The sequence below is a fragment of the Scytonema sp. UIC 10036 genome, from assembly GCF_009725235.1.
The window spans coordinates 1-19,263 of sequence record NZ_WJFC01000033.1 but is presented as its reverse complement, the minus strand read 5'-3'; the positions used below and the strand labels follow the sequence as shown (position 1 = coordinate 19,263).

The 19,263-nt window shown below is 40.7% G+C and carries 19 protein-coding genes and 1 pseudogene; 13 read left to right on the top strand and 7 right to left on the bottom strand.

Annotated features, from left to right (window positions below):
- The first annotated feature begins 303 nt into the window (after positions 1 to 303).
- The 7 genes and pseudogenes from F7734_RS17495 to F7734_RS17465 all read left to right on the top strand — a co-directional run bounded on the left by F7734_RS17495 (position 304) and on the right by F7734_RS17465 (position 5,260).
- Positions 304 to 447, top strand: coding sequence for a hypothetical protein (locus F7734_RS17495; protein WP_155745885.1), 144 nt, complete (start codon positions 304 to 306; stop codon positions 445 to 447).
- A gap of 79 nt (positions 448 to 526) precedes the next feature.
- A pseudogene (locus tag F7734_RS17490) lies at positions 527 to 922 on the top strand (Rid family detoxifying hydrolase); the annotation flags it as partial.
- Positions 923 to 1,188: 266 nt separating this feature from the next.
- Complete coding sequence (locus F7734_RS17485; RefSeq protein WP_155745883.1) at positions 1,189 to 2,163, top strand: phosphate/phosphite/phosphonate ABC transporter substrate-binding protein; 975 nt, start codon at positions 1,189 to 1,191, stop codon at positions 2,161 to 2,163.
- Positions 2,164 to 2,268: 105 nt separating this feature from the next.
- On the top strand, positions 2,269 to 3,012 hold the full coding sequence (locus F7734_RS17480; RefSeq protein WP_155745882.1) for a phosphonate ABC transporter ATP-binding protein: 744 nt from the start codon (positions 2,269 to 2,271) through the stop codon (positions 3,010 to 3,012).
- Positions 3,013 to 3,093: 81 nt separating this feature from the next.
- Positions 3,094 to 3,888, top strand: coding sequence for a phosphonate ABC transporter, permease protein PhnE (phnE, locus tag F7734_RS17475; RefSeq protein WP_155745881.1), 795 nt, complete (start codon positions 3,094 to 3,096; stop codon positions 3,886 to 3,888).
- Positions 3,889 to 4,259: 371 nt separating this feature from the next.
- Positions 4,260 to 4,721: a DUF4365 domain-containing protein gene (locus F7734_RS17470; RefSeq protein WP_347566224.1), complete on the top strand. Its 462-nt coding sequence runs from the start codon at positions 4,260 to 4,262 to the stop codon at positions 4,719 to 4,721.
- Positions 4,718 to 5,260, top strand: a complete 543-nt coding sequence (locus F7734_RS17465) for a hypothetical protein (RefSeq protein ID WP_155745880.1) — start codon at positions 4,718 to 4,720, stop codon at positions 5,258 to 5,260. Before F7734_RS17470 ends, F7734_RS17465 begins: the two co-directional genes overlap by 4 nt.
- 83 nt (positions 5,261 to 5,343) lie before the next feature.
- Here F7734_RS17465 and F7734_RS17460 read toward each other — a convergent pair whose 3' ends face one another.
- Positions 5,344 to 5,688, bottom strand: a complete 345-nt coding sequence (locus F7734_RS17460) for a hypothetical protein (RefSeq protein ID WP_155745879.1) — start codon at positions 5,686 to 5,688, stop codon at positions 5,344 to 5,346.
- A 323-nt stretch (positions 5,689 to 6,011) separates the two neighbouring features.
- On the opposite strand from F7734_RS17460, the gene F7734_RS17455 reads away from it, so the two are divergent.
- Together F7734_RS17455 and F7734_RS17450 are read left to right on the top strand one after the other, a co-directional pair.
- The gene (locus F7734_RS17455; protein WP_155745878.1) at positions 6,012 to 8,381 is read left to right on the top strand and encodes a GAF domain-containing protein; all 2,370 of its coding nucleotides are present in this window, start codon (positions 6,012 to 6,014) and stop codon (positions 8,379 to 8,381) included.
- A gap of 39 nt (positions 8,382 to 8,420) precedes the next feature.
- A complete protein-coding gene (locus tag F7734_RS17450) occupies positions 8,421 to 8,603 on the top strand; it encodes a hypothetical protein (RefSeq protein WP_155745877.1) in 183 nt (60 codons plus the stop codon).
- A gap of 46 nt (positions 8,604 to 8,649) precedes the next feature.
- On the opposite strand, the gene F7734_RS17445 is transcribed toward F7734_RS17450, so the two are convergent.
- A complete protein-coding gene (locus tag F7734_RS17445) occupies positions 8,650 to 9,147 on the bottom strand; it encodes a DUF427 domain-containing protein (RefSeq protein ID WP_155745876.1) in 498 nt (165 codons plus the stop codon).
- A gap of 207 nt (positions 9,148 to 9,354) precedes the next feature.
- Here F7734_RS17445 and F7734_RS17440 point away from each other — a divergent pair, with 207 nt between their 5' ends.
- Positions 9,355 to 10,062: a pentapeptide repeat-containing protein gene (locus tag F7734_RS17440; RefSeq protein ID WP_155745875.1), complete on the top strand. Its 708-nt coding sequence runs from the start codon at positions 9,355 to 9,357 to the stop codon at positions 10,060 to 10,062.
- 238 nt (positions 10,063 to 10,300) lie between these two features.
- Positions 10,301 to 11,020, top strand: coding sequence for a class I SAM-dependent methyltransferase (locus F7734_RS17435; RefSeq protein ID WP_155745933.1), 720 nt, complete (start codon positions 10,301 to 10,303; stop codon positions 11,018 to 11,020).
- A gap of 15 nt (positions 11,021 to 11,035) precedes the next feature.
- On the opposite strand, the gene F7734_RS63560 is transcribed toward F7734_RS17435, so the two are convergent.
- From F7734_RS63560 to F7734_RS17420, 3 genes are all read right to left on the bottom strand, one after another.
- Positions 11,036 to 11,272: a hypothetical protein gene (locus F7734_RS63560; protein WP_155745874.1), complete on the bottom strand. Its 237-nt coding sequence runs from the start codon at positions 11,270 to 11,272 to the stop codon at positions 11,036 to 11,038.
- Positions 11,273 to 11,360: 88 nt separating this feature from the next.
- Complete coding sequence (locus F7734_RS17425) at positions 11,361 to 11,930, bottom strand: Uma2 family endonuclease (RefSeq protein ID WP_155745873.1); 570 nt, start codon at positions 11,928 to 11,930, stop codon at positions 11,361 to 11,363.
- A 151-nt stretch (positions 11,931 to 12,081) separates the two neighbouring features.
- On the bottom strand, positions 12,082 to 12,324 hold the full coding sequence (locus F7734_RS17420) for a hypothetical protein (RefSeq protein WP_155745872.1): 243 nt from the start codon (positions 12,322 to 12,324) through the stop codon (positions 12,082 to 12,084).
- A 522-nt stretch (positions 12,325 to 12,846) separates the two neighbouring features.
- Between F7734_RS17420 and F7734_RS17415 the strand changes: the two genes are divergently transcribed.
- Both F7734_RS17415 and F7734_RS17410 read left to right on the top strand, forming a co-directional pair.
- On the top strand, positions 12,847 to 13,173 hold the full coding sequence (locus F7734_RS17415; protein WP_155745871.1) for a hypothetical protein: 327 nt from the start codon (positions 12,847 to 12,849) through the stop codon (positions 13,171 to 13,173).
- 8 nt (positions 13,174 to 13,181) lie between these two features.
- Positions 13,182 to 13,619 carry a PIN domain-containing protein gene (locus tag F7734_RS17410; RefSeq protein WP_243146936.1) on the top strand — a complete coding sequence of 146 codons (438 nt, stop codon included), beginning with the start codon at positions 13,182 to 13,184 and terminating at the stop codon, positions 13,617 to 13,619.
- Positions 13,620 to 13,839: 220 nt separating this feature from the next.
- On the opposite strand, the gene F7734_RS17405 is transcribed toward F7734_RS17410, so the two are convergent.
- Positions 13,840 to 15,432 (bottom strand): HlyD family efflux transporter periplasmic adaptor subunit, encoded by a 1,593-nt coding sequence (locus F7734_RS17405; RefSeq protein WP_155745869.1) that lies wholly within the window; start codon positions 15,430 to 15,432, stop codon positions 13,840 to 13,842.
- Between the two features lie 119 nt (positions 15,433 to 15,551).
- On the bottom strand, positions 15,552 to 18,560 hold the full coding sequence (locus F7734_RS17400; protein WP_155745868.1) for a peptidase domain-containing ABC transporter: 3,009 nt from the start codon (positions 18,558 to 18,560) through the stop codon (positions 15,552 to 15,554).
- Between the last annotated feature and the right edge of the window lie 703 nt (positions 18,561 to 19,263).

Sequence of the window (19,263 nt, the reverse complement as noted above, 5' to 3'; positions counted from 1 at the left end):
ATTCCTAGGTAGAACCATCGGAACAAAAGAGAATTGCAGATAACGGATACCACTCCAATCGCCTGTTACTGAATCGGTGTTCTAGTTAATTACATCCAGTCAAGTGAGGGGATTATCGGCAGTTCATCCTATCAGGAATGGGCAGAAGAATTAAGCAGGTTAGTTGAAAACATAAATTTATCACTACTACCAAACGAAGTGGAAAAATTACATCAACTAGTTAGAATTTATCAAGAAAGATGGGTTCTTTCGGACATAGCGTGCTAAATTTTCCGGCAGTTACTTGCTTCTTTTCCCAATGGATTGCAGGATTTTACCGAACAGCTAGAACTCGAAGCCAAAAAACTTGAGGAAGATTATTTTATGGGAACTGGTAAGATGGCAGGCGATCGTGCTGGTGTGACAGGCGGCAATGGAGAACTGTATTATTTACTACTAAAAGAATGAAAACGGGATTGTGCTAACTGATGCGATAATGCCAAATGGAAAAAAATCCAATCCAAAATTCACGCATCCATAATCCAAAATATCTATGACTCGTCAAGTAATTCGTACCGATAAAGCACCCGCACCAGTAGGACCTTACAATCAAGCAATTATTGCCTCTGGTCAAATGATTTTTGTTGCTGGGCAAATTCCTATCGATCCCCGGCTTGGTGATGTTCTCTACACCGATGACGTGGCAAAGCAAACTGAACAGGTTATGGCTAATATTGAAGCTATCCTCACAGCCGCAGGCGCTAATTTTCAAAATGTGGTGAAAACAACTGTTTTTCTGTCAAATTTGAATAATTTTGCCGCGATGAATGCAGTTTATGCCAAATATTTCTCAGAAGACTCAGCTCCAGCCCGTGCTTGTGTTGAAGTGTCGCGTTTGCCTAAGGATGTTTTGGTAGAGATTGAGTGCATTGCGATAATTTAGGGCTGAATTGCCAGATCCCCGACTTCTTGAAAGAAGTTGGGGAGCTTAAGCAAAATCTTTATTAAAAAAGATTATCAATCAAAATACACAAACAAAGTATTTAGTCAAGCAACTCATATAACTGATTCTTTAAAGAAAGGTATTAGAAAAATCTATTGACTTTTTTGGCAAAAAGCTTGAATCTTAACAATAGTCTTTCTTAATAAAAACGTTATTGAGATAGAATTTCAAAATTAATAAGAAAGTTTTTTGATGGGGAGCAGCAAATGAGTGTGAGGCAAAAGGGTCTTCTAGGAGCTTGTTCAGCATTCCTAGCTCTAACTGGTCTAGTTGCAGGTAGCTTTGGAAGTTGGCAAGCAGTTGCTAACTCAAAGCCTAATGGCAAACAAACAACTCTACTTGCTCAGACGACACAAAAATCTTTAACAATTGTTTTTCCCAGTAGGTCTGATTCTACAGACTTGCAAACAAAAGCGAATGCTGTAGCAGCGTTTCTGTCTAAAGAAGTAGGAATGCCTGTTGAGGCTCTAGTTGGCGATGATACCGCAGCAGTAGAAGCTTTGAGAGGGGACAAGGCAGATGTAGCTTTTTTAAGTAGCCGTCCTGCTTTAAAAGCCGAACAATTAGCAAATGCTCGCTTATATCTGGCTGAGGTACGCCCGACTTATTCTGGAAAATACACTTATAACTCAGTGTTTGTTGTTCCCAAAGATAGCTCTCTGAAAACTTTGACTTCAGGGAAAGATACTTTAGAACAACTGCGCGGTAAGAAAATGGCTTTTACCTCGCCCACCTCTGGTTCGGGGTTTATTTTCCCTGTGGGTGAGATGGTTAAGCAAAAACTAGTGCCAAATCGCGATCGCCTTGACGGTTTCTTCAGTCAAGTCAGTTATGGTGGCAATTACAGCAAAGCCCTACAGGCTGTTTTACGCGGTCAAGCAGATGTAGCTGCAGTATCAGAATATGCTTTGAATCCACCGTATATTACAGAGGCTGAAAAAAATCAACTACGAGTTCTTTACAAAATTCCTGGAGTTCCAGCACATGGCGTAGCTATTGATGATGATGTTCCCACACCGACAAGAGACAAAATTATCACCGCTATGCTCAAACTGAACGAGCCACAAAACAATCAGATGCTACGCAACCTCTACAACTCCACAGAATTAGTCAAAGTCGATCACGAAGCTCACTTAAAACCAATTCGTGAAGCCCTAACAAATGCAGGAGTTGAACCATAATAGTTAATTGTTAGTAGTTAGTAGTTAGTAGTTAGTAGTTAGTTGTTCTTGTTAACCTACTAACGACTAACCACTAACTACTAACTACTAACTACTAACCAATTTATGACCCAATCAGTAATTCATTGTCAAAACATAGAAACAGCTTATTCCACTACGTTGAACCGTCCCATTTTGAACCGGGTTAATTTTGAAATTAATCGCGGTGAATTTGTTGTGCTGTTGGGGCTGAATGGTGCGGGGAAGTCTACTTTGTTGCGATCGCTAGTTGGGTTAGTTCCAATTTCACGGGGAACAATTCATATCAATGGCGTGCCATTAAATTCTCGCACTTTGCCGTCTATTCGACGGCAAGTGGGAATGTTGTTTCAAGGTGGGGGATTGATTCGGCAGTTATCAGCAATTGAAAATGTACTGTGTGGACGTCTTGGCGTGAGGAAAACTTGGCAAACACTGTTTGGGTTTCCGAAAAGCGATCGTCGTCAAGCGTTAGAACTGCTAGAACAGTTAGGTTTGAGAGAAAAGGCTTATCAAAAAACTGGTAACTTAAGCGGTGGACAGCAGCAACGGGTAGCAATTGCCAGAGCTTTAATTCAATCGCCAGAGATTCTCCTAGCAGATGAACCAATCACGGGCTTGGATATTATGGCGTCCAAACAAGTGATGGACACGCTAGCTCAACTCAACTCCGAGCAGGGTATGACAATTGTGACAGTTTTACACGATTTGGGAGTCGCTGCAGAATACGCACAACGAGCGATTATTTTGGATGCTGGACGTGTAGTTTATGACGGGTGTTGCGATAACAGTTTGCAGGCTACATTTGCTCGAGGAAATATCAGGAACTAGGGACTGGTAACTGGGGATTGGATTTTCAATTCTCATCCCCAATCCCAATCCCCAGTACCCAGTACCCAATCGCTAACTTTTATGAAAAATCTTTCTCGTCTTTGGAAACGCTTTTCTTGGCTAAGTCGGTTAGTTATTATATGTATTGTTATTATAATTTATGGTTGGGCATTGAAAGGTCTGAAAGTAGATTTTCAACTACTAAAAGATAGCTGGTTCCACATCATTGACTTTATTTCGCGGTTATTTCCCCCAAATACCAGTTGGGATATTTTGTACAAAACAGCCAAAGCACTCGTAGAAACCGTACAAATGTCTGTTTTGGGAACCACTATTGGAGCATTACTTTCTTTGCCCATCGCTGTTGCAAGTGCTCGTAATGTAGCTCCAGTATGGCTGCGATGGTTGGCTAATTTTCTGCAAAATGCTGTTCGTTCTGTTCCCTCTATTATTCTTGGTTTGTTATTTGTAGCCGCAACCGGGCTAGGACCACTCGCAGGAACTCTAGCTTTGGGAATTTATACTATTGGTTATCTAGCCAAATTTTATCAACAAGCAATAGAAGCTGTCGATCCCCGTTCTATAGAATCTTTGCAAGTTGTAGGTGCGTCTCGGTTACAAGTTGCTCAATATGGTTTATTACCTCAAGTGCTGCCTTTAATGTTAGGTTATACCTTATGGATGTTTGAGTATAATATCCGAGCAGCATCAGTTCTGGGTGCAGTTGGTGCAGGTGGTTTTGGTTTTGAATTAAAGAGTTATATCGACGGTTTTGAGTATACCAAGGCGACCACCATGATATTAATATTGTCAGTGGTCGTTACTATAATTGATGCTCTTAGTAGCAAATTACGTCAGCGATTAGATTCGATGTAGCCATTGCTGTAGTTCTCGTTCGCGTAGTACGTTAATATCAGAGTTCAGTAACTAAGACTACAACATCTTTCCCTTGTAAGGCAGCTTGTTCAAAAAGCTTTGCCTCTACTTCTGGACTAAGAGTAACAGTAATTGCCATAAATTTGCTTCTTAATATTAAGTCATTACACATTATATTAGTAAATTTTTATAAATTAAGAGTCAGAGCGAATGTAACTTCACAAGTATGGGTGCATTTGTTAGGAAAATTTGTAAAGTAGTTGCAAATCTATCTATACTCCCCCCAACCCCTATTAGTTGTTGTATACTGTAAAGAATTAAAAATTAATAATAATTGAATGGATATTAACTAACAAAAAGAACAATTTAGCATCGCTTATATCAGAGCAATCACCGCCGTTGCAGGTTATTCTTTATATAGACCAGAAGTGGATAATGACAGCATAGATTTAGGCATAGTCAGCAGAGGCGGTACAGGTAAAATCCTTTCGCCTAGACTAGAACTACAACTAAAGTGTACAGCTAGAGATATTCTTGATGACAACTCTATTAAATATACCCTCAATCTTAAAAATTATAACGATTTAAAAATAAATGCCCTTGTTCCTCGGATTTTAGTTGTCGTTTTAGTTCCAGAAAAAATAACAGACTGGCTCAAACAGACAGAAGACGAACTGTGTCTTAAACATTGTGCTTACTGGATATCTTTACGCGAAATGCCAGACACGGAAAATACAACCAATGTTACTATTGAAATACCCCGCAGTAATCAGTTGATATCAGATGCGCTCCAAGCTATCATTCAACGCATTAGTTTTGGAAGTTTGCCATGAAAGTTACTATTAAAGATAGTCAAATACTTAAAACTGTTAACCCTGACCTGGTACAAGCACACTTACAAGCAACAGGTTGGCATGAAACTGGACGTATCTACAATGATGCTGGGGCAATTTGGCGATTGAAAAAAGAGACTGCTGATGAATATGAAATTTTGCTACCTCTTCAACATAATTTAGGAGATTATGCCGAAAGAATTAGCGATATTTTGAAAACCTTAGAGATAGTAGAAAATCGTTCTCAAGTTGAGATCTTAGGCGAATTTATTACCAATTATCCCAACTTCACCGTACAGGGTGCGATCGTGCAAATTACCACTCCAATAATTGATAAACTGAGTGGAGAAATTACTTTCTTATGTGCAGTTTTTGAGAAATTACAGGAAATAAAAACCGAACTAGCAGACCATGATTATATATTAGCTATTAAAGCGTATCAGGAACGTTTACCAATTCACTGTATAGGTGATTTAGTAAAAGTTGACAATCATTTTGTTCTCAAAAATCCTCGAAATTTTCAAATTGGCAATGTCTAACTCTCAGTTTAGAACGTTTGTTAGAACAAGAGTATTTGCCTAGACTTGTTAGAGTAGCTCCCACATACATTTGGGAAATTCCTTCACCTCAACGATCGCGGATTAATTTTTGAATGTTTAATCTTAAAAAAAGAAGCTTCTGCTTTGGTTGCATTACCTTCAACCCACTGAAGTTGGATAGCTAGAGCACCTAAGTTTCTTGCTCTCTCAATAAGTTTTGGATCTACTCGTTCTCTATGCTGTGCTAATGATTGATAATCCTTATACGAACCTATTTTCTCCTTAATTAGTTTCCTTACTTCCTGAGCAGCGCTTTTCTGCTCTTCTGTAATACCTTCATCATAAAACTGTTCGGCATTTTTGTTATTCCTTAGGCTTTTTAATATAATATTACCAGTAATAATACTTAATTTGATATTAAAAATCAAATTTTAAAAAACAGAAGTGAGATGGGGCAAAACAAGCGCTCTCGGAAATCGCAGCTATAACCCTAAGTCTACATGAGACTGTATCTCCAGCAAGTCTCGCAGCACGATCGAGCAGACACAATTTTATAGAACTCAATAACGATATTAATTATCTTCCGGCAATTATTGACCAATTATTTTTATCCTGATGCCTCGGTAAATACCGTGTATATCTTAACGGAGCATCAATTATTTTACTTCGGTATATAATTCTTTAATTCTCAAAACTCTCCACCGTCAGCATCTACTATCTACCTAGCCTATGAGATAATGGAATATCATTCATGACTCAAACCCCATCTCCTCAACCTCGTACCAGTGAAACTATTTCCAAAAATTCTCGTGGCAATGCTACTGATAATGGCAAGCCATCAGGGTTTCTTTCGGGAAAAAAAGGGCAACAATGGAGTTTGAAGCACAAAGCAATGGCTTTAGCACTCAGTGTGAGTGTGTTTCCCGTACTGGCAGTTGGTACAGCTACCTATTTGGGCGGTTTGGTGGCTCAGCAGCAAGGCTCTCAAGTAGCACAAGCTCAAAATGCCGTAAAATCCGAACTGGATCGCCAAAGACAAGTCTTGCTGATTAGCACTCTTGTAACAGCATTATGGGCAGGTGCGATCGCTACTCTTTTCATGAATCGCGCCCTACGTCAAGTTCTCAATGCTGCGGCAAGCTCTACGACTGTTGTGAATCGGCTGTGTCGAGAAGAGATGAGTATTCGCGATCGCGCCGATGGAAAAGATGAACTGGTGGCATTAGAAGCAAATCTAAGATTAATAGAAGACCAACTTCCAGAATTACTGTGGAAACAGGAAGCAGCCACCGAACTCTCACAACTGTTAATTAGCATTAGCCACCAGATTTGGGGAGCGCGTTCTGAAGAAGATGTTCTGAGAACTGCTGTTGAGGAAGTTCGTCAAGTTTTTAAAACCGATCGTGTCAGTGTCTTTCGCTTTGATGCAAACTGGGATGGAACCTTTGTTGCAGAATCAGTAGCATCTGGTTTGCCAAAAGCTTTGTGGTCAACAATACACGACGACTGTTTCACTACAGGTTATGTAAAAAAATATCTTCAAGGTCGCGTTCGTGCAATAGACAACATTTACCAAGCTGGTCTAAATGATTGTCACATTGGTCTATTAGAACGATTTGCTGTGAAGGCAAATCTAATTGCTCCAATTATCACAAACAACCAGCTATACGGTTTATTCATTGCCCATCAGTGTTCCGGTCCTCGCTTGTGGCAACAGCCTGAGATTGATTTGTTTTCTCAGTTAGCGTCCCAGGTTGGATTTGCGCTCGAGCATGCTAAGTTGTTAGAGCAGGTGGATGAAAAAGCAGATCGGCGTCAGGTTTTTATCGACATTACCCGAAGCATTCGTGCATCCCTGCATGAAGAGGATATTCTTAAAGCTACCGTAGAAGAAACGCGCAAGGAACTAAGAACTGACCGAGTCATTGTATTTGGCTTTGATGAAAACTGGTACGGAACTGTGCTTGCAGAATCAGTGCTTCCAGGGTTTCCAAAAGCATTGCGAGCTAATATCAAAGACCCTTGTTTTGCAGAGGGCTACGTAGAACAGTATCAAGCAGGACGGGTTCAAGCAACCAACAACATTTATGAAGCAGGTTTGAGTCCTTGTCACATCGGTCAACTAGAACCATTTGCGGTGAAGGCAAATTTAGTGGCTCCTATTCTTAAAGATGATAAGTTATTAGGTTTATTGATTGCCCATCAATGCTCTGAACCCCGGAATTGGCAACAGGTAGAAATTGATTTATTTGCTCAAGTAGCTGCACAAGCCGGGTTTGCTCTCGACCATGCTCGACTGATTCATCAGATAGAACAGGCTTACCAAGCAGCTGAAACAACCTCTATTCAGCAGTATCACCAAAATGAAGCGCTTCAGTATCAGGTATCAGAACTGCTCAGAGAGCGACAAATGGCGATCCAGAACATAGCAGAGGAAGCATCAAAACAAATGGGCTTTGTCCAAGGTGCTTGCGATCGCATTCAGGTTGTGGCTAATTTAGTTCCTGCAGTCGATGCAACTGTTCAACAGTTGAAACTTGAAAGACAGGAAGTTGAGCGTGTTATACAAACTGGGCAAGAAACTATCGATGGAGTGACAAGTAGTGTCATTACGATCCAACAAGCGATCGTGAAAGCTGCCGAAAAAATTGAACTTATAGATGAGATATCGCAAAACCTCTCTTCAACCGTGATGCTTGTCAGTAATACAATTTCCGAACTGAATCTTCAAGCCATGAATGTTGCACTGAAAGCAACTCGAAACAGCACCGATCAAGAGCGTATTGCACTAGCAGATAAAGTTTTATGTTCGATGCGGCAGTTGAAATGGAATATAGAAGAAACTGAATGCTTTGTGGCAAAAATTCAGGTAGAGATCCAAGAGGCATTTGAGGCTATTGGGATGGGAGCAGAGCAAGTAACAGCAGGAACTCAATTGGTAGAGGCAATTCAAGAAAAATTTGATGGGCTTACAAATATTGATACTCAAATGAACTTACTTTTAGAGGAAATGACTCAGGCTACATACGAGCAAATACAAGCTTTTAGAGACGCCGAGCAAATGATTCTAGAAATTGCAGGTATCGTTAATGATTTTAAAAATATTTATGGCAATAGTTGAGACGGGAAGTAATTTTTTATAATTTTTAAACGTGTCATAATGCAGTTAGCTAGAGCTAAGCGTTTGGTAGAGAAAGTGGCTCCTGAAATTAAGCGAGAGATAACTGCATCTCAAGCTAAACAGCGTAAATCTTTACGGGGGTTGTGGCGAGGAGTTGATATTACGGATGCGGATATTGCAGAAATAAGACAGCAAATGTGGGGCGGTTTCCCCACTTACTAGCATTCCTTTAATCTGGTAAAGCATCAGTGAGAAGTGGGGGCTCCTATTACCAACCCCAAGAACCAGGGCTACCTTTAAATGGTCCAACGATATCACTTGTAATCCAACCGCCGTAGAAATTGCCTGGTTGAGGCTGTACTTTCTCTCCATTAACGTAACAACCATCCATAGGGTGTGCGTAAAAAGCTACATAGTCTTTGATTGATGCAAAGGCGGGTGTGGGGTTGGGATAGAACCATGCAGCACTCCGAGCTTCTTTATCACCAACACGAACTGTATAATAACTTGCATTTCCTTTCCACTCACAAAAGCTCGATTGCTGTAAGGGAATTAAATATTCCATTTTAATATCCGCAGGTGGGATGTAGTAGACAGGAGGGTGGCTGGTTTCTAAAACGCGTTTGGCACTGTGAGTATCTACTATGGTGACATCGTTGAAAACGATCTGGATGTGTTTGTCTACGTCCTCAAGGCGAGGTGGACGCGGATAATCCCAAACGGATTCTTGTCCGGGGTTGGGTTCAATACGTTGAGGTCTAAGCATTTTGGATTTTAGATTTTGGATTTTAGATTTTGGATTTTAGATTTGGGATTTTAGATTTGGGAGACAAGTATCATTCTAACGGTAGAGAAAGCAAAAGAAAATTTTCTCTCTCACAGATACACCTTCTAGCTCACACGGTTATTAGTTTTAACAAGCAAGATGGATAGTAATCACTATACAAGCTTCATATAGAGGTTAACAAAAAGTATGCCAATAAATGCTGATGAAGTTCTCGAACGCTATGCTTCTGGAGAACGCAATTTTCGTGAAGTTGACTTAAGTGGCGTGGACTTGAGTGGAAAAAGTTTACAAGGTATTCAATTGCGAAAAGCTAATTTGAGTGGGGTTAACTTCAGCGATACAGATTTCAGTCGAGCCGATTTGAGCCAAGCCAACTTAAATCGTGCCAATATGCAAGGAGTTTATTTGAATGGAGCTATCTTGTGTGACGCTAACCTTATTGAAGCAGATTTGAGTGCAGCCGTTCTTGATGGAGCAATTCTGGAGGGAGCAATCTTAGACAGGGCAATACTCAGTCAAGCTAGTCTCAGTCACGCGGACTTAAATCGAGCTTCTTTAACAGATGTAGATTTAAGTGGAGCCGATTTGAGTGAAGCAATTTTGGATGGCGCAGTTTTAGATGGGGCTATCTTGAATGACGCAAATCTCAGCCAAGCTGACTTAGTTGTAGCAGAGTTAAACCAAGCTTCTTTAAGTGATGCAACTCTGAAGGAAGCCAACTTAAGTGGTGCGGATCTGAATGAGGCAGATTTGTCTGGGGCGGAGCTTGTTGTAGCAAATCTTACTAACGCTTCTTTAAGTGAGGCAGATCTTCATAACGCTAACCTCAGTGGAGCTAATTTAGAGAGGGCTAATGTGGATAAAACAATATTAAACACAGATGAAAGTGAGTAATATAATTCGTCAGAGGGCAGAAGGCGCAAAAGTTGTGATTGTAAGCTTTTTGTCGCAAAGGTTATGATATCATAAAGCGATCGCTCTGTCAGCTTTTGAATTACAGCAGTTGTCAAGTGAATGAGCCATATTATGCTCTTGTGGTACGGGCGAGGACACCCGTACTAGACAAAAGATGTAATCTATGAATCGGACAATTGCTGTAAAACCGAGCATCACTACTTGTAATCTAGAACCTATGGAAAAGAAACCGTCTAAATTTTCTGAGCTTTCCCTTACAAAACATCAAGACTATACTGAAATCGAAACAATTGTTGCTACTCGCTTCAATCGACAGTATAAAAATGAAGATTCAGAACTCCCAGAAGAAGTAAAATCTATGCCGATTTATCAAGAATGGGTAACGGGACTTTTGAACGCAAAAATTGCTTCTCCTTTTTGGGAAATACAGCTTCCTCGCAAGAATCAGCGCTGTTTGGATATTGGTTGTGGCGTTAGCTTTTTAATTTATCCTTGGCGGGAGTGGGAAGCTCTTTTTTCGGGTCAAGAAATTAGCACGGTAGCACGAGATGTTTTGAACAGTCGCGGTCCTCAATTAAATTCTAAGCTGTTTAAAGGTGTGGCGTTGGGGAGTGCTCTCCAATTACAATACGATAATGCTCAATTCGATCTTGCGATCGCGACAGGTTGGAGTTGCTACTATCCCCTTGATTACTGGGTAGCCGTGATGACAGAAGTAAAGAGAGTACTAAAACAGGGGGGATATTTTGTTTTTGATGTCCTCAATCCGGACAAACCTTTATCTTTGGATTGGGCTGTTCTAGAAACATATTTGGGTGCAGAGGTTTTTCTAGAATCAATGGAAGGTTGGAAAGGTGCGATCGCATCTGTAGGTGCTAAGGTAGATAAAAAGTTAGAGGGTGAGTTGTTTGACCTGTATAAAGTGCATTTTCTGTAGCACAAAATGTTGGTATCAACTGCGTTCATACAACATATCTCGTGTAAAGCGAGGAGCATTGAGTGGAATTGAATTTTGTTGCATCCGCTCAATCAATGACTTTAAGAAATTTTGTTTATTTTCTGCATCAGAGGTAGGTGGTGACATAACTTGAGGTGTAAGTCTATCATGTTGCTCATTTAAAAGCGTCCGTTCTTCTTGAGAGAGAGAATGGATAATTTGCACTAAAGAGTTTACCAGTTGTGTGTTCATAATAGCTTAAATACATCTTTGATGTTGTATAATGAAACCTTGATTTGATGTTAGCAAATCTAAGCAATTTATTCAGCGTTTGTAATTATCATCCAAACAAACGTTCAACAGCACAACTAAATCCTGGCAAAAGAGGACTAGTTAAATTATCATCTTTATACAAAGTTGCAGCTAGTTTCAAAATAGCATTTTCTCTACGGTAAATTTCCACCTTTTGCCTTTCGCGGTCAAAAATCCAGTATTCATGCACTCCTTGAATTGAGTACAGTTTTAACTTTAACTCACGGTCTCGCTTTTCCTGCTTTTCTCCGGGAGATAATACCTCAATTACCAATTCTGGCGCACCTGTCAAATGTCCTGCTTCATCCAATAATTCTGTTAAGCGTTGATGACTTGCCCAAACCACATCAGGAATTACGTTGTCAGCATCGGTAAAAATGATACCTGGTGCAAAGGCAACTTTTCCCAATCCTGTCTGAGTTGACCAAATTTCTAATTGTGTACCTATTTTTACACAAACTTCTTGATGTTTCCAGTGAGGCGCTCTACTCACAAATAATTCTCCGTCAATAACTTCATAACGTTTGCCGTCATCTGGAAATAACTCTAGATCGGCAGTTGTCCACCGAATTTTTTCGGTTGTTGTGGTTGTCGTCATACGCTCTTACCTTAACTTGTTTTATGTAAATAAGCATTTTTGTACCAGATATTGACACTAACTAGCTGTAGGGAATCACTATCTGCGTTATTTTTGTTCAACCTAAACTTATTATATATGAACCGTTCAAGAGATTGAGTAATACTCCTTTCTAAATGCTCCTCAGTTCCACTACAGTTAATTTGTGATAGAAACTCAGTAACGAGTAGATCGTAACCCTGCCAAACAAATCTTGCGTATCATTGGCTTGAATAATGACTGAGCGAAATCTGCCGTTATTTTTCTGCCAACTTAGTTTTAAAATCATTTGTGGCAGTTGAAATGCAGCAAAGTTAGTTGAGTCTCTGGAATTCCTTTCTTGTAGCCGTATTAAAGTATAATTTGATGTTGTCATCAATTGATTGCTTTTCTTTAAAAGTACAGATGCATTAGACCCTGCTGCAATAGTATTTAAGTGTAGTCCTTAAAATCTCGTTTAGCGCTCAAAAATCCCCAAAGTCGTTGGAAATTACCAAACTAGTTGCCCTAAATCTCTCGTAGCTACTTGCTTATTACCTGACGCGATCGCATGTTCTTTCATCATCAGCATCTTTCACTATTGGGAAAGCACGGGTGGGAGGATTGGGGTTTTCGCTGGATGCTAGGTCGCCCAATCACATCAATAATGTTGTGATAAATATAAATTAAACATTGGCAGTTATTCAGCCTCTTCCTCAATTTCGTCATCATCCTCACTTTCTTCTACTGTTTTGGGTGAAATCGTAAGAAAGTGGGCTGAAACAGCCAAAAGAACCAGGTTGTGTTACTCGTTGGCTACTTAACAGAAATATATTACATTAAAGAAGGAGAAAATATGGTAAAGTGAACCGAATGCTCTAATGTCATTTGGTCATTGCATCATGAAAGGAAAAACAGCATGGACAATAACATCATTTCGGTGACGGGAATAAGCGAACCCCTACTACACCTTATTGATGAGCGGGTTCGTCAGAAAGGTGGTGACAGAGATGCCTATATCCGCGATTTGATTGAACGGGATATTTATGGTTCATCCGTACCCCACTCCTCGCTTGGTATATCAAAAGAACAAAAACATTTATTGACTCCTCAAGAGAAAAAGCGTCCTTTCGATCCTCAACAATGGGAAGACGATTTAAAACTCTTAACAACCGGTGCATCAGAAATACCTGTTTTACCACCATTCGCGTTTACGCGTGAAAGCATCTACGGGAACCATGACTGATGTCGTACATGGCAGATACTAACATCCTGTTACGCTTCATTGCTCCTTCCGATCCCAATCACCTTCTTGTTCGCAATCTTATATACTCTTTGCTGAATCGGGGAGAGGAAATCTGTTACACCTCGCAAAACTTGGCAGAATTTTGGAATGTATGTACCCGTCCCCTAACGACACGAAGCGGTTTTGGTCTATCAATTGAGGAAACTGATGTCAGGGCGCAAGTTATAGAACGCTACTTCACGTTTAAGCCAGATAGTGCAGCCGTTCATGCTGAATGGCGACGGTTAATTGTACACTACAAGGTATCCGGGGTTAAGGTGCATGATGCACGCCTTGTAGCTGCTATGTGTATTCATGGCGTCACCGATATTATTACTTTCAATACCAATGACTTTACTCGTTACACTGAAATTACAGCTTATCACCCCAGTGCTATAGTATTGTGAAATTTGCTGTTGGGTCAAATCCCCGACTTCTCCAAGGATACAGCTGGTCAATGGGGGGTGAGACCCCTCATCTGTACTCTCTTGTTCCGGTGGTTCTACCACAGAATGCAGGCTGCGAGGCTCTGCGGAGCGTTGCAGCTCGCCACAGGAGGCGGAGCCTCCCAAAAAGGCATTCCCAGGCTGAGCCTGGGAACGAGATGGGGGGTCAGACCAAATATCCTTAACGAACCTGTTTTAAACTTTCCACCTCATTAGTGAACATATCTGTCAACAAACTCATGACAGTTCGTTCTTCTCGTACTTTGATATTGGCAGTTACAGACATACCGGATTGTAAGGAAATGCTTCTACCTTTGACATCTAAACTTTGTTTTGCCAAACGAACTTTGACGGGAAAACGATAGTATTGATGTGTTTGATCGGGCGGTAATGCATCTGAACCAACCCAAACTAATTCTCCCTTAATATCGCCAAACTCGTTGTATGGGAAGGAATCAAGTCTAACATCAACTTTCATCCCTTCTTTAACAAAACCAATATCTTTGTTGGTAATAAACGCCTCTGCTACAAAGCTATCGTTTGGTACAATTGTGAGTAATTTTTGGGTTGTATTGGCTACAAATCCGGGATTTTTTGCTTGTAAGTCAAAAATAACTCCCGACACGGGCGCACGTAACTCTTGATATTTTATATTGGTCTGAGCTTGCAGAATTTTACTATTAATCTCTGCCAATTGCTTCTCATTTTCTAGCAACACTCTTGATAATTGACTATCAATTTCTGCAATCCGCTTTTTGTTTTCTGCTATCTTTTCTAGAACTGTTTTGTTAGAAACAGCAACTGTATTTTTTGTTTCTTGTTGCCCTTGAGCAATTTCATATTGCAGTCGTTGTTGTTCCTGGACAATTTCTGCTATTTGTGCTTGTGTATTTTGGACTTTTCTTTCTTGTTGGAGATATTGTAGCTGTGCGATCGCACCTTCTTCTGCCAAAATCTTGATTCTTTGATAAATCTGCTGTTCAATCGCCAAATTCCCTTTAGCATCTGCCAATTGAACTTGATTTTGAGCTAATTTTCTCCGGCTTTGCTCAACCTTTAATAACGCTGCAGCCGCACGAGATTCTAATTCCCTTTTAGCAATATCTAAACGTTGCTGTTCTTCCGTTGTCATCCCCGCAACGCCACCCGTATTTTTCAACTCTTGTCGTAGCAGTTCATTTTCTGCCATTAAATTTGCCCGATTTTTCAGTAGAAATGCAGCTTCTTTGGGCAAATTCCCTCTCAAAAATTCCATTTCCGCAGCCACTCCAGAACCTATTGCTATCAAGCGGCGGTAAATCTGGTTTTCTTGAGTTAACGAAGCTTTAATTTTCCTTAATGAATTTAACTCACCATTAGAAGTCACAGAATCAAACAGCAGTAACAAATCCCCAGGATTGACTTTTTGTCCGTTTTTCACATAAACTGCCTTGACCACACCACTGATAGGGGCTTGAATTTCTTTGACAGTCCCTTCTGGTTTTAATTGACCCGTTGCAGGTACGACTTGCTCAATTTTAGCAACACAAGCCCAAGCAATTCCAAAACCAGCTAGTGCCATCAACGTCACCATAATGGTACGCGACCAAAATGGCGATTGGCGCAAAACGACGGATTGGTCAAATTCTTCATTAATGTATCTTCTAGCATCCGTCTCAGATGTTTTTGGTGTGTTGCGGTCAGCTGTTGTTACTCGCTTTCGTGAGTTAGTTCCATTCTTTGAGCGATCGTTACGGCCATTGCCGTTTAGATAATTTTCATTGAGTTGAGTCATAGTATTTGTTAATGGTTAGTGGTTAGTAGTTAGTGGTTAGTGGTTAGTAGTTGGTGGTTGGTGGTTGGTGGTTGGTAGAACAACTAACAACCAACTACTAACAACCAACAACCAACCAATTAAAGTTTCACGTCTTGCTGATTATAAAGGTAGAAATAATGACCCCGTGCAGCCATTAGCTCGTCATGGGTACCCATTTCGATGACTTTAGCACTATCCATCACAATAATAATGTCTGCATTCCTAACTGTGTTCAACCGGTGTGTAATAAAGAACACAGTACTTCCTGAAAATTCTTCTGCCAAATTGAGACAAACTTGGCGTTCTGTAGGGTAATCTAGCGCACTTGTGGCTTCGTCAAGAACGAGTAATTTGGGTCTTTGTAAAACAGAACGCGCAATGGCAATCCTTTGTCTTTGTCCCCCGGATAGCCCTGCACCTCTCTCACCCACTCGCGTGTTGTAGCCGTTGGGTAAGTTCATAATAAAGTCGTGGGCGACTGCGACTCTTGCTGCTTCAATAATTTCTTCGGTTGTGGCTTCAGGATTGGTTAGGGCAATATTTTCTTGCACCGTACCATCAAATAACAGTGTTTCTTGCGGCACAACGCCTACTTGTCTCCGCAAGGAGTACAATTCTACCTTGGAAATATCGTAGCCATCAACTAAGATTCTGCCTGCTTCGGGTTCGTAGAGTCGCAGAAGTAACTTCATCATCGTACTTTTTCCCGAACCGCTTTGTCCCACAATCCCAACGAATTTCCCATCTGGAATATCGATATTGACGTTGCTGAGTTGCAGTGGACCGCTGCTGGCAAACCGGAAGGACACATTGTCGTACTTGACTGAGCCTACTATTTGTGGTAAAGGAATGTTATCGCGGTCTTGTTCTGCTTCTTGTGGTGTATCTACAATATCGCTCAAGCGTTCGAGTGACAAAGCTGTTTCTTGGAAGTTTTGCCACAGTTGTGCCAAACGCAATATGGGGCTGGTTACGTAACCTGAAATAATTCGGAAGGCAATTAATTCCCCTAAGGTTAATTCTCCTTCCAGGACTAAATAAGATCCTACCCACAACACAAGCAAGCTGCTGAGTTTGTTGAGGAAGTTACTTGTAGAACTTGCCAGGGTTGAGGTTACGACAGTTTTAAATCCGGCTGCTACGTATCGCGCATACCGTTCTTGCCAGGAAAAACGAGCGCGTAACTCTATGTTTTGCGCTTTCACCGTTTGAATTCCTGACATGACCTCTACTAAGTAAGATTGGGTATCGGAATTTCGTTCGGCTTTGGTACGGAGTTGTTTGCTGACTGTGGGTGATGCTATTAATGTAATTACGACAAACACGGGGATTGTTCCCAAGCCAACTATTGTAAGTTGCCAACTGTAGAACAACATCACGACGATATAAACCACTGAGAACAAAGCATCTAACCCTACTGTTAATGCTGTTCCTGTTAGGAATTGTCGAATATTCTCTAACTCGTTGATGCGGGTGGAAAGTTCTCCAACCGGTCGGCGTTCAAAATACCGCAGGGGCAAACGCAGCATATGGTCGATAATTTCTGAGCCTAACCCCATGTCTATACGGTTGGTTGTATCGACAAACAGGTAAGTCCGCAGTGTCCCCAGTACGGCTTCAAACAAACCGACGACTAACAGCAAAGCACCTAAAACGTGTAAGGTACTCATGCTATTTTGGGCGATGACTTTATCGATAATTAATTGAATGACCAATGGGTTTGCTAGCGCTGCCAATTGCACGAAAAAGGACGCTAGGAAAACTTCTATGAGGACTCGGCGGTAGCGTGTTAGGTAGGGGGTAAACCAACTGATGCCGAACCTTTGTTGGGGTGTAGCTGTGGTGCGTGAGAGTAACAAGACTCTCACTTGTGGCGGGTAACTGCTTTCCTCTGTTTCTAATCGCTCTATGAGTTCGGCTGGTTTGAGGCGTACAATTCCTTTGGTGGGGACACCTAAAACTGCTATGCGATCGCTAATTTCATACAAAATGGCATAACTGTCTTCATAGCGAATCATTGCTGGTGTTGGAATGCGTGTCGCCGAAGCGGTAGGGATATCCACTAGCTGCGCTCTCAGTCCAATCAGTTCTGAAAGGTATGCACAAAGTTGAAAGGAAATTGCCCCCCCGCGTTTCATTTGATCGGAAAGAATCCGGCGAACCACTTCTTTACGAAATGGCATTTCCAAATGTTTCGAGACCATTTGGAAACAGGCAATGGCAGAATTTAATTGTCCTTTTCCACCATAAAACGGGTATTTTTTGTTACTTTTAGATGAGGTCTGTGAAGTTGGGGTTTGTGCTGGGGGTAAATCTTCGTTGGCTGCGTAGGGAATATCTAGCTCGGTATCTACAGATTCGCTGGGTATTGGTTGCGCTTGTATTGTTGGTTCTTCACTTAAGAAGAACAAATCTTCCGATTGCAAACCAATCAACCGCACGGCGTTGTTTCCCTGCACCTCTAGTCTGTCCCCATCGCTCTCGTCCAATCGGTTTGTTGGTGTATAGTCTTTAAGTAGCCCACCACCACTGACAAACCAAATTTTTTCGCTTTCTAATCGATTGAATGAATTTCTTCCTGGTGAGAGATAATGCACTGTGGCACGACTGTACGCGTTGAGTGCTAGTTCTTTGAGACTCAGCCCTCCTTGGGCTTGGACTTCTGGTTGAGCACCTATGACATCAAATATCTCAATGAGATGAGATTTTTGTTGGCGAATCTGGGCAAAAGCTGGATAATTGGCAAGTAATTTTAGATACTCTGCTACTTCTATTGTTAAGCAAATAACCTCATTGGATGCGATCGCTGTTTCGCAAGCGAGATTACGAAACAAACTGATTTCCCCTAAAATTGTTCCCGGTTCTAGCAATTTTAAGGTGTTTGGCATTTGCGTGCGGGGGTCGTATCCCAACAATCGTGCTTTCCCTTCGTAAAGAATGGCGATGCGATCGGGTATTTTCTCTTTCCCGACTATTTTCTGACCTATACGATAGCGTAAGGCTTGGATTTTTTGTGCGATCGCAGTTATGACCTCTTGTGGTAATTGGTCAACCCCTTCTATCTTCGTAAGAAATTCTAAAAATGCAGTGTTCTTTATATAAGTCATACTTAATAGAGTGCAGTTAAGGTTAGGTATTTGATTTTCTTTTTGTTGACTGTGACTTTTTTTTCGTTAGATCGCCATCCCCTATTGACAAAAGCTTTTCAATTGAATAATTATAGAAGGTTGTGGTAGTAGCAAAGGAAACAGGTATTATATAAATTAGCCCATTATACTGATTTTTTTGTTCCATAAACATTGTAGTCAATTACGGGATCTGAAACACAACACTGAGTTCCTTAATACTTATTTAACAAAAGTCATTTCTTCTTACTATGTATTAGTAATCACATTTTTAACTCTGAAGCCTGCAAAATTTGTAAAGCTTGCACAAAGAATTTAGTGACAAAACCCTGCTTTTTGCAAATAAATTATCACAGGAGTGTTGGTAGGAGAAATGGGAAAACGACACTTTATACTATTCAAGAAACCAAAAAATAGTAGAGGTTTTAACTTTTCTTAATACTTTGATAAGAGAATAATAGTAACAGTAAGTTCACTGATAATTCCTGAGTAAGATTTGCTCATAATTCAAGTTTAGATCCAGAACCCCATACAATTAAATACGTAAAAGCACTGAATTTTTTACATTGGTGAATAGAAAATCTCCGTAACCTTACCCTCTCCCTTTGGGAGCTACGGTGTACATACAAGTCTGAAATTACTAATAGACTGAGATTTGAGTGTTAGTTTTACCCCACCCTAACCC

Bases quoted from the DNA above. Each gene is read 5' to 3' on its own strand.
- F7734_RS17455 (WP_155745878.1), top strand. From the start codon at position 6,012: ATGACTCAAACCCCATCTCCTCAACCTCGTACCAGTGAAACTATTTCC.
- F7734_RS17420 (WP_155745872.1), bottom strand. From the start codon at position 12,324: ATGACAACATCAAATTATACTTTAATACGGCTACAAGAAAGGAATTCC.
- F7734_RS17410 (WP_243146936.1), top strand. From the start codon at position 13,182: ATGGCAGATACTAACATCCTGTTACGCTTCATTGCTCCTTCCGATCCC.
- F7734_RS17485 (WP_155745883.1), top strand. From the start codon at position 1,189: ATGAGTGTGAGGCAAAAGGGTCTTCTAGGAGCTTGTTCAGCATTCCTA.
- F7734_RS17450 (WP_155745877.1), top strand. From the start codon at position 8,421: ATGCAGTTAGCTAGAGCTAAGCGTTTGGTAGAGAAAGTGGCTCCTGAA.
- F7734_RS17405 (WP_155745869.1), bottom strand. From the start codon at position 15,432: ATGACTCAACTCAATGAAAATTATCTAAACGGCAATGGCCGTAACGAT.
- F7734_RS17425 (WP_155745873.1), bottom strand. From the start codon at position 11,930: ATGACGACAACCACAACAACCGAAAAAATTCGGTGGACAACTGCCGAT.
- F7734_RS17400 (WP_155745868.1), bottom strand. From the start codon at position 18,560: ATGACTTATATAAAGAACACTGCATTTTTAGAATTTCTTACGAAGATA.
- F7734_RS17440 (WP_155745875.1), top strand. From the start codon at position 9,355: ATGCCAATAAATGCTGATGAAGTTCTCGAACGCTATGCTTCTGGAGAA.
- F7734_RS17415 (WP_155745871.1), top strand. From the start codon at position 12,847: ATGGACAATAACATCATTTCGGTGACGGGAATAAGCGAACCCCTACTA.
- F7734_RS17480 (WP_155745882.1), top strand. From the start codon at position 2,269: ATGACCCAATCAGTAATTCATTGTCAAAACATAGAAACAGCTTATTCC.
- phnE (WP_155745881.1), top strand. From the start codon at position 3,094: ATGAAAAATCTTTCTCGTCTTTGGAAACGCTTTTCTTGGCTAAGTCGG.
- F7734_RS17465 (WP_155745880.1), top strand. From the start codon at position 4,718: ATGAAAGTTACTATTAAAGATAGTCAAATACTTAAAACTGTTAACCCT.
- F7734_RS17445 (WP_155745876.1), bottom strand. From the start codon at position 9,147: ATGCTTAGACCTCAACGTATTGAACCCAACCCCGGACAAGAATCCGTT.
- F7734_RS63560 (WP_155745874.1), bottom strand. From the start codon at position 11,272: ATGAACACACAACTGGTAAACTCTTTAGTGCAAATTATCCATTCTCTC.
- F7734_RS17435 (WP_155745933.1), top strand. From the start codon at position 10,301: ATGGAAAAGAAACCGTCTAAATTTTCTGAGCTTTCCCTTACAAAACAT.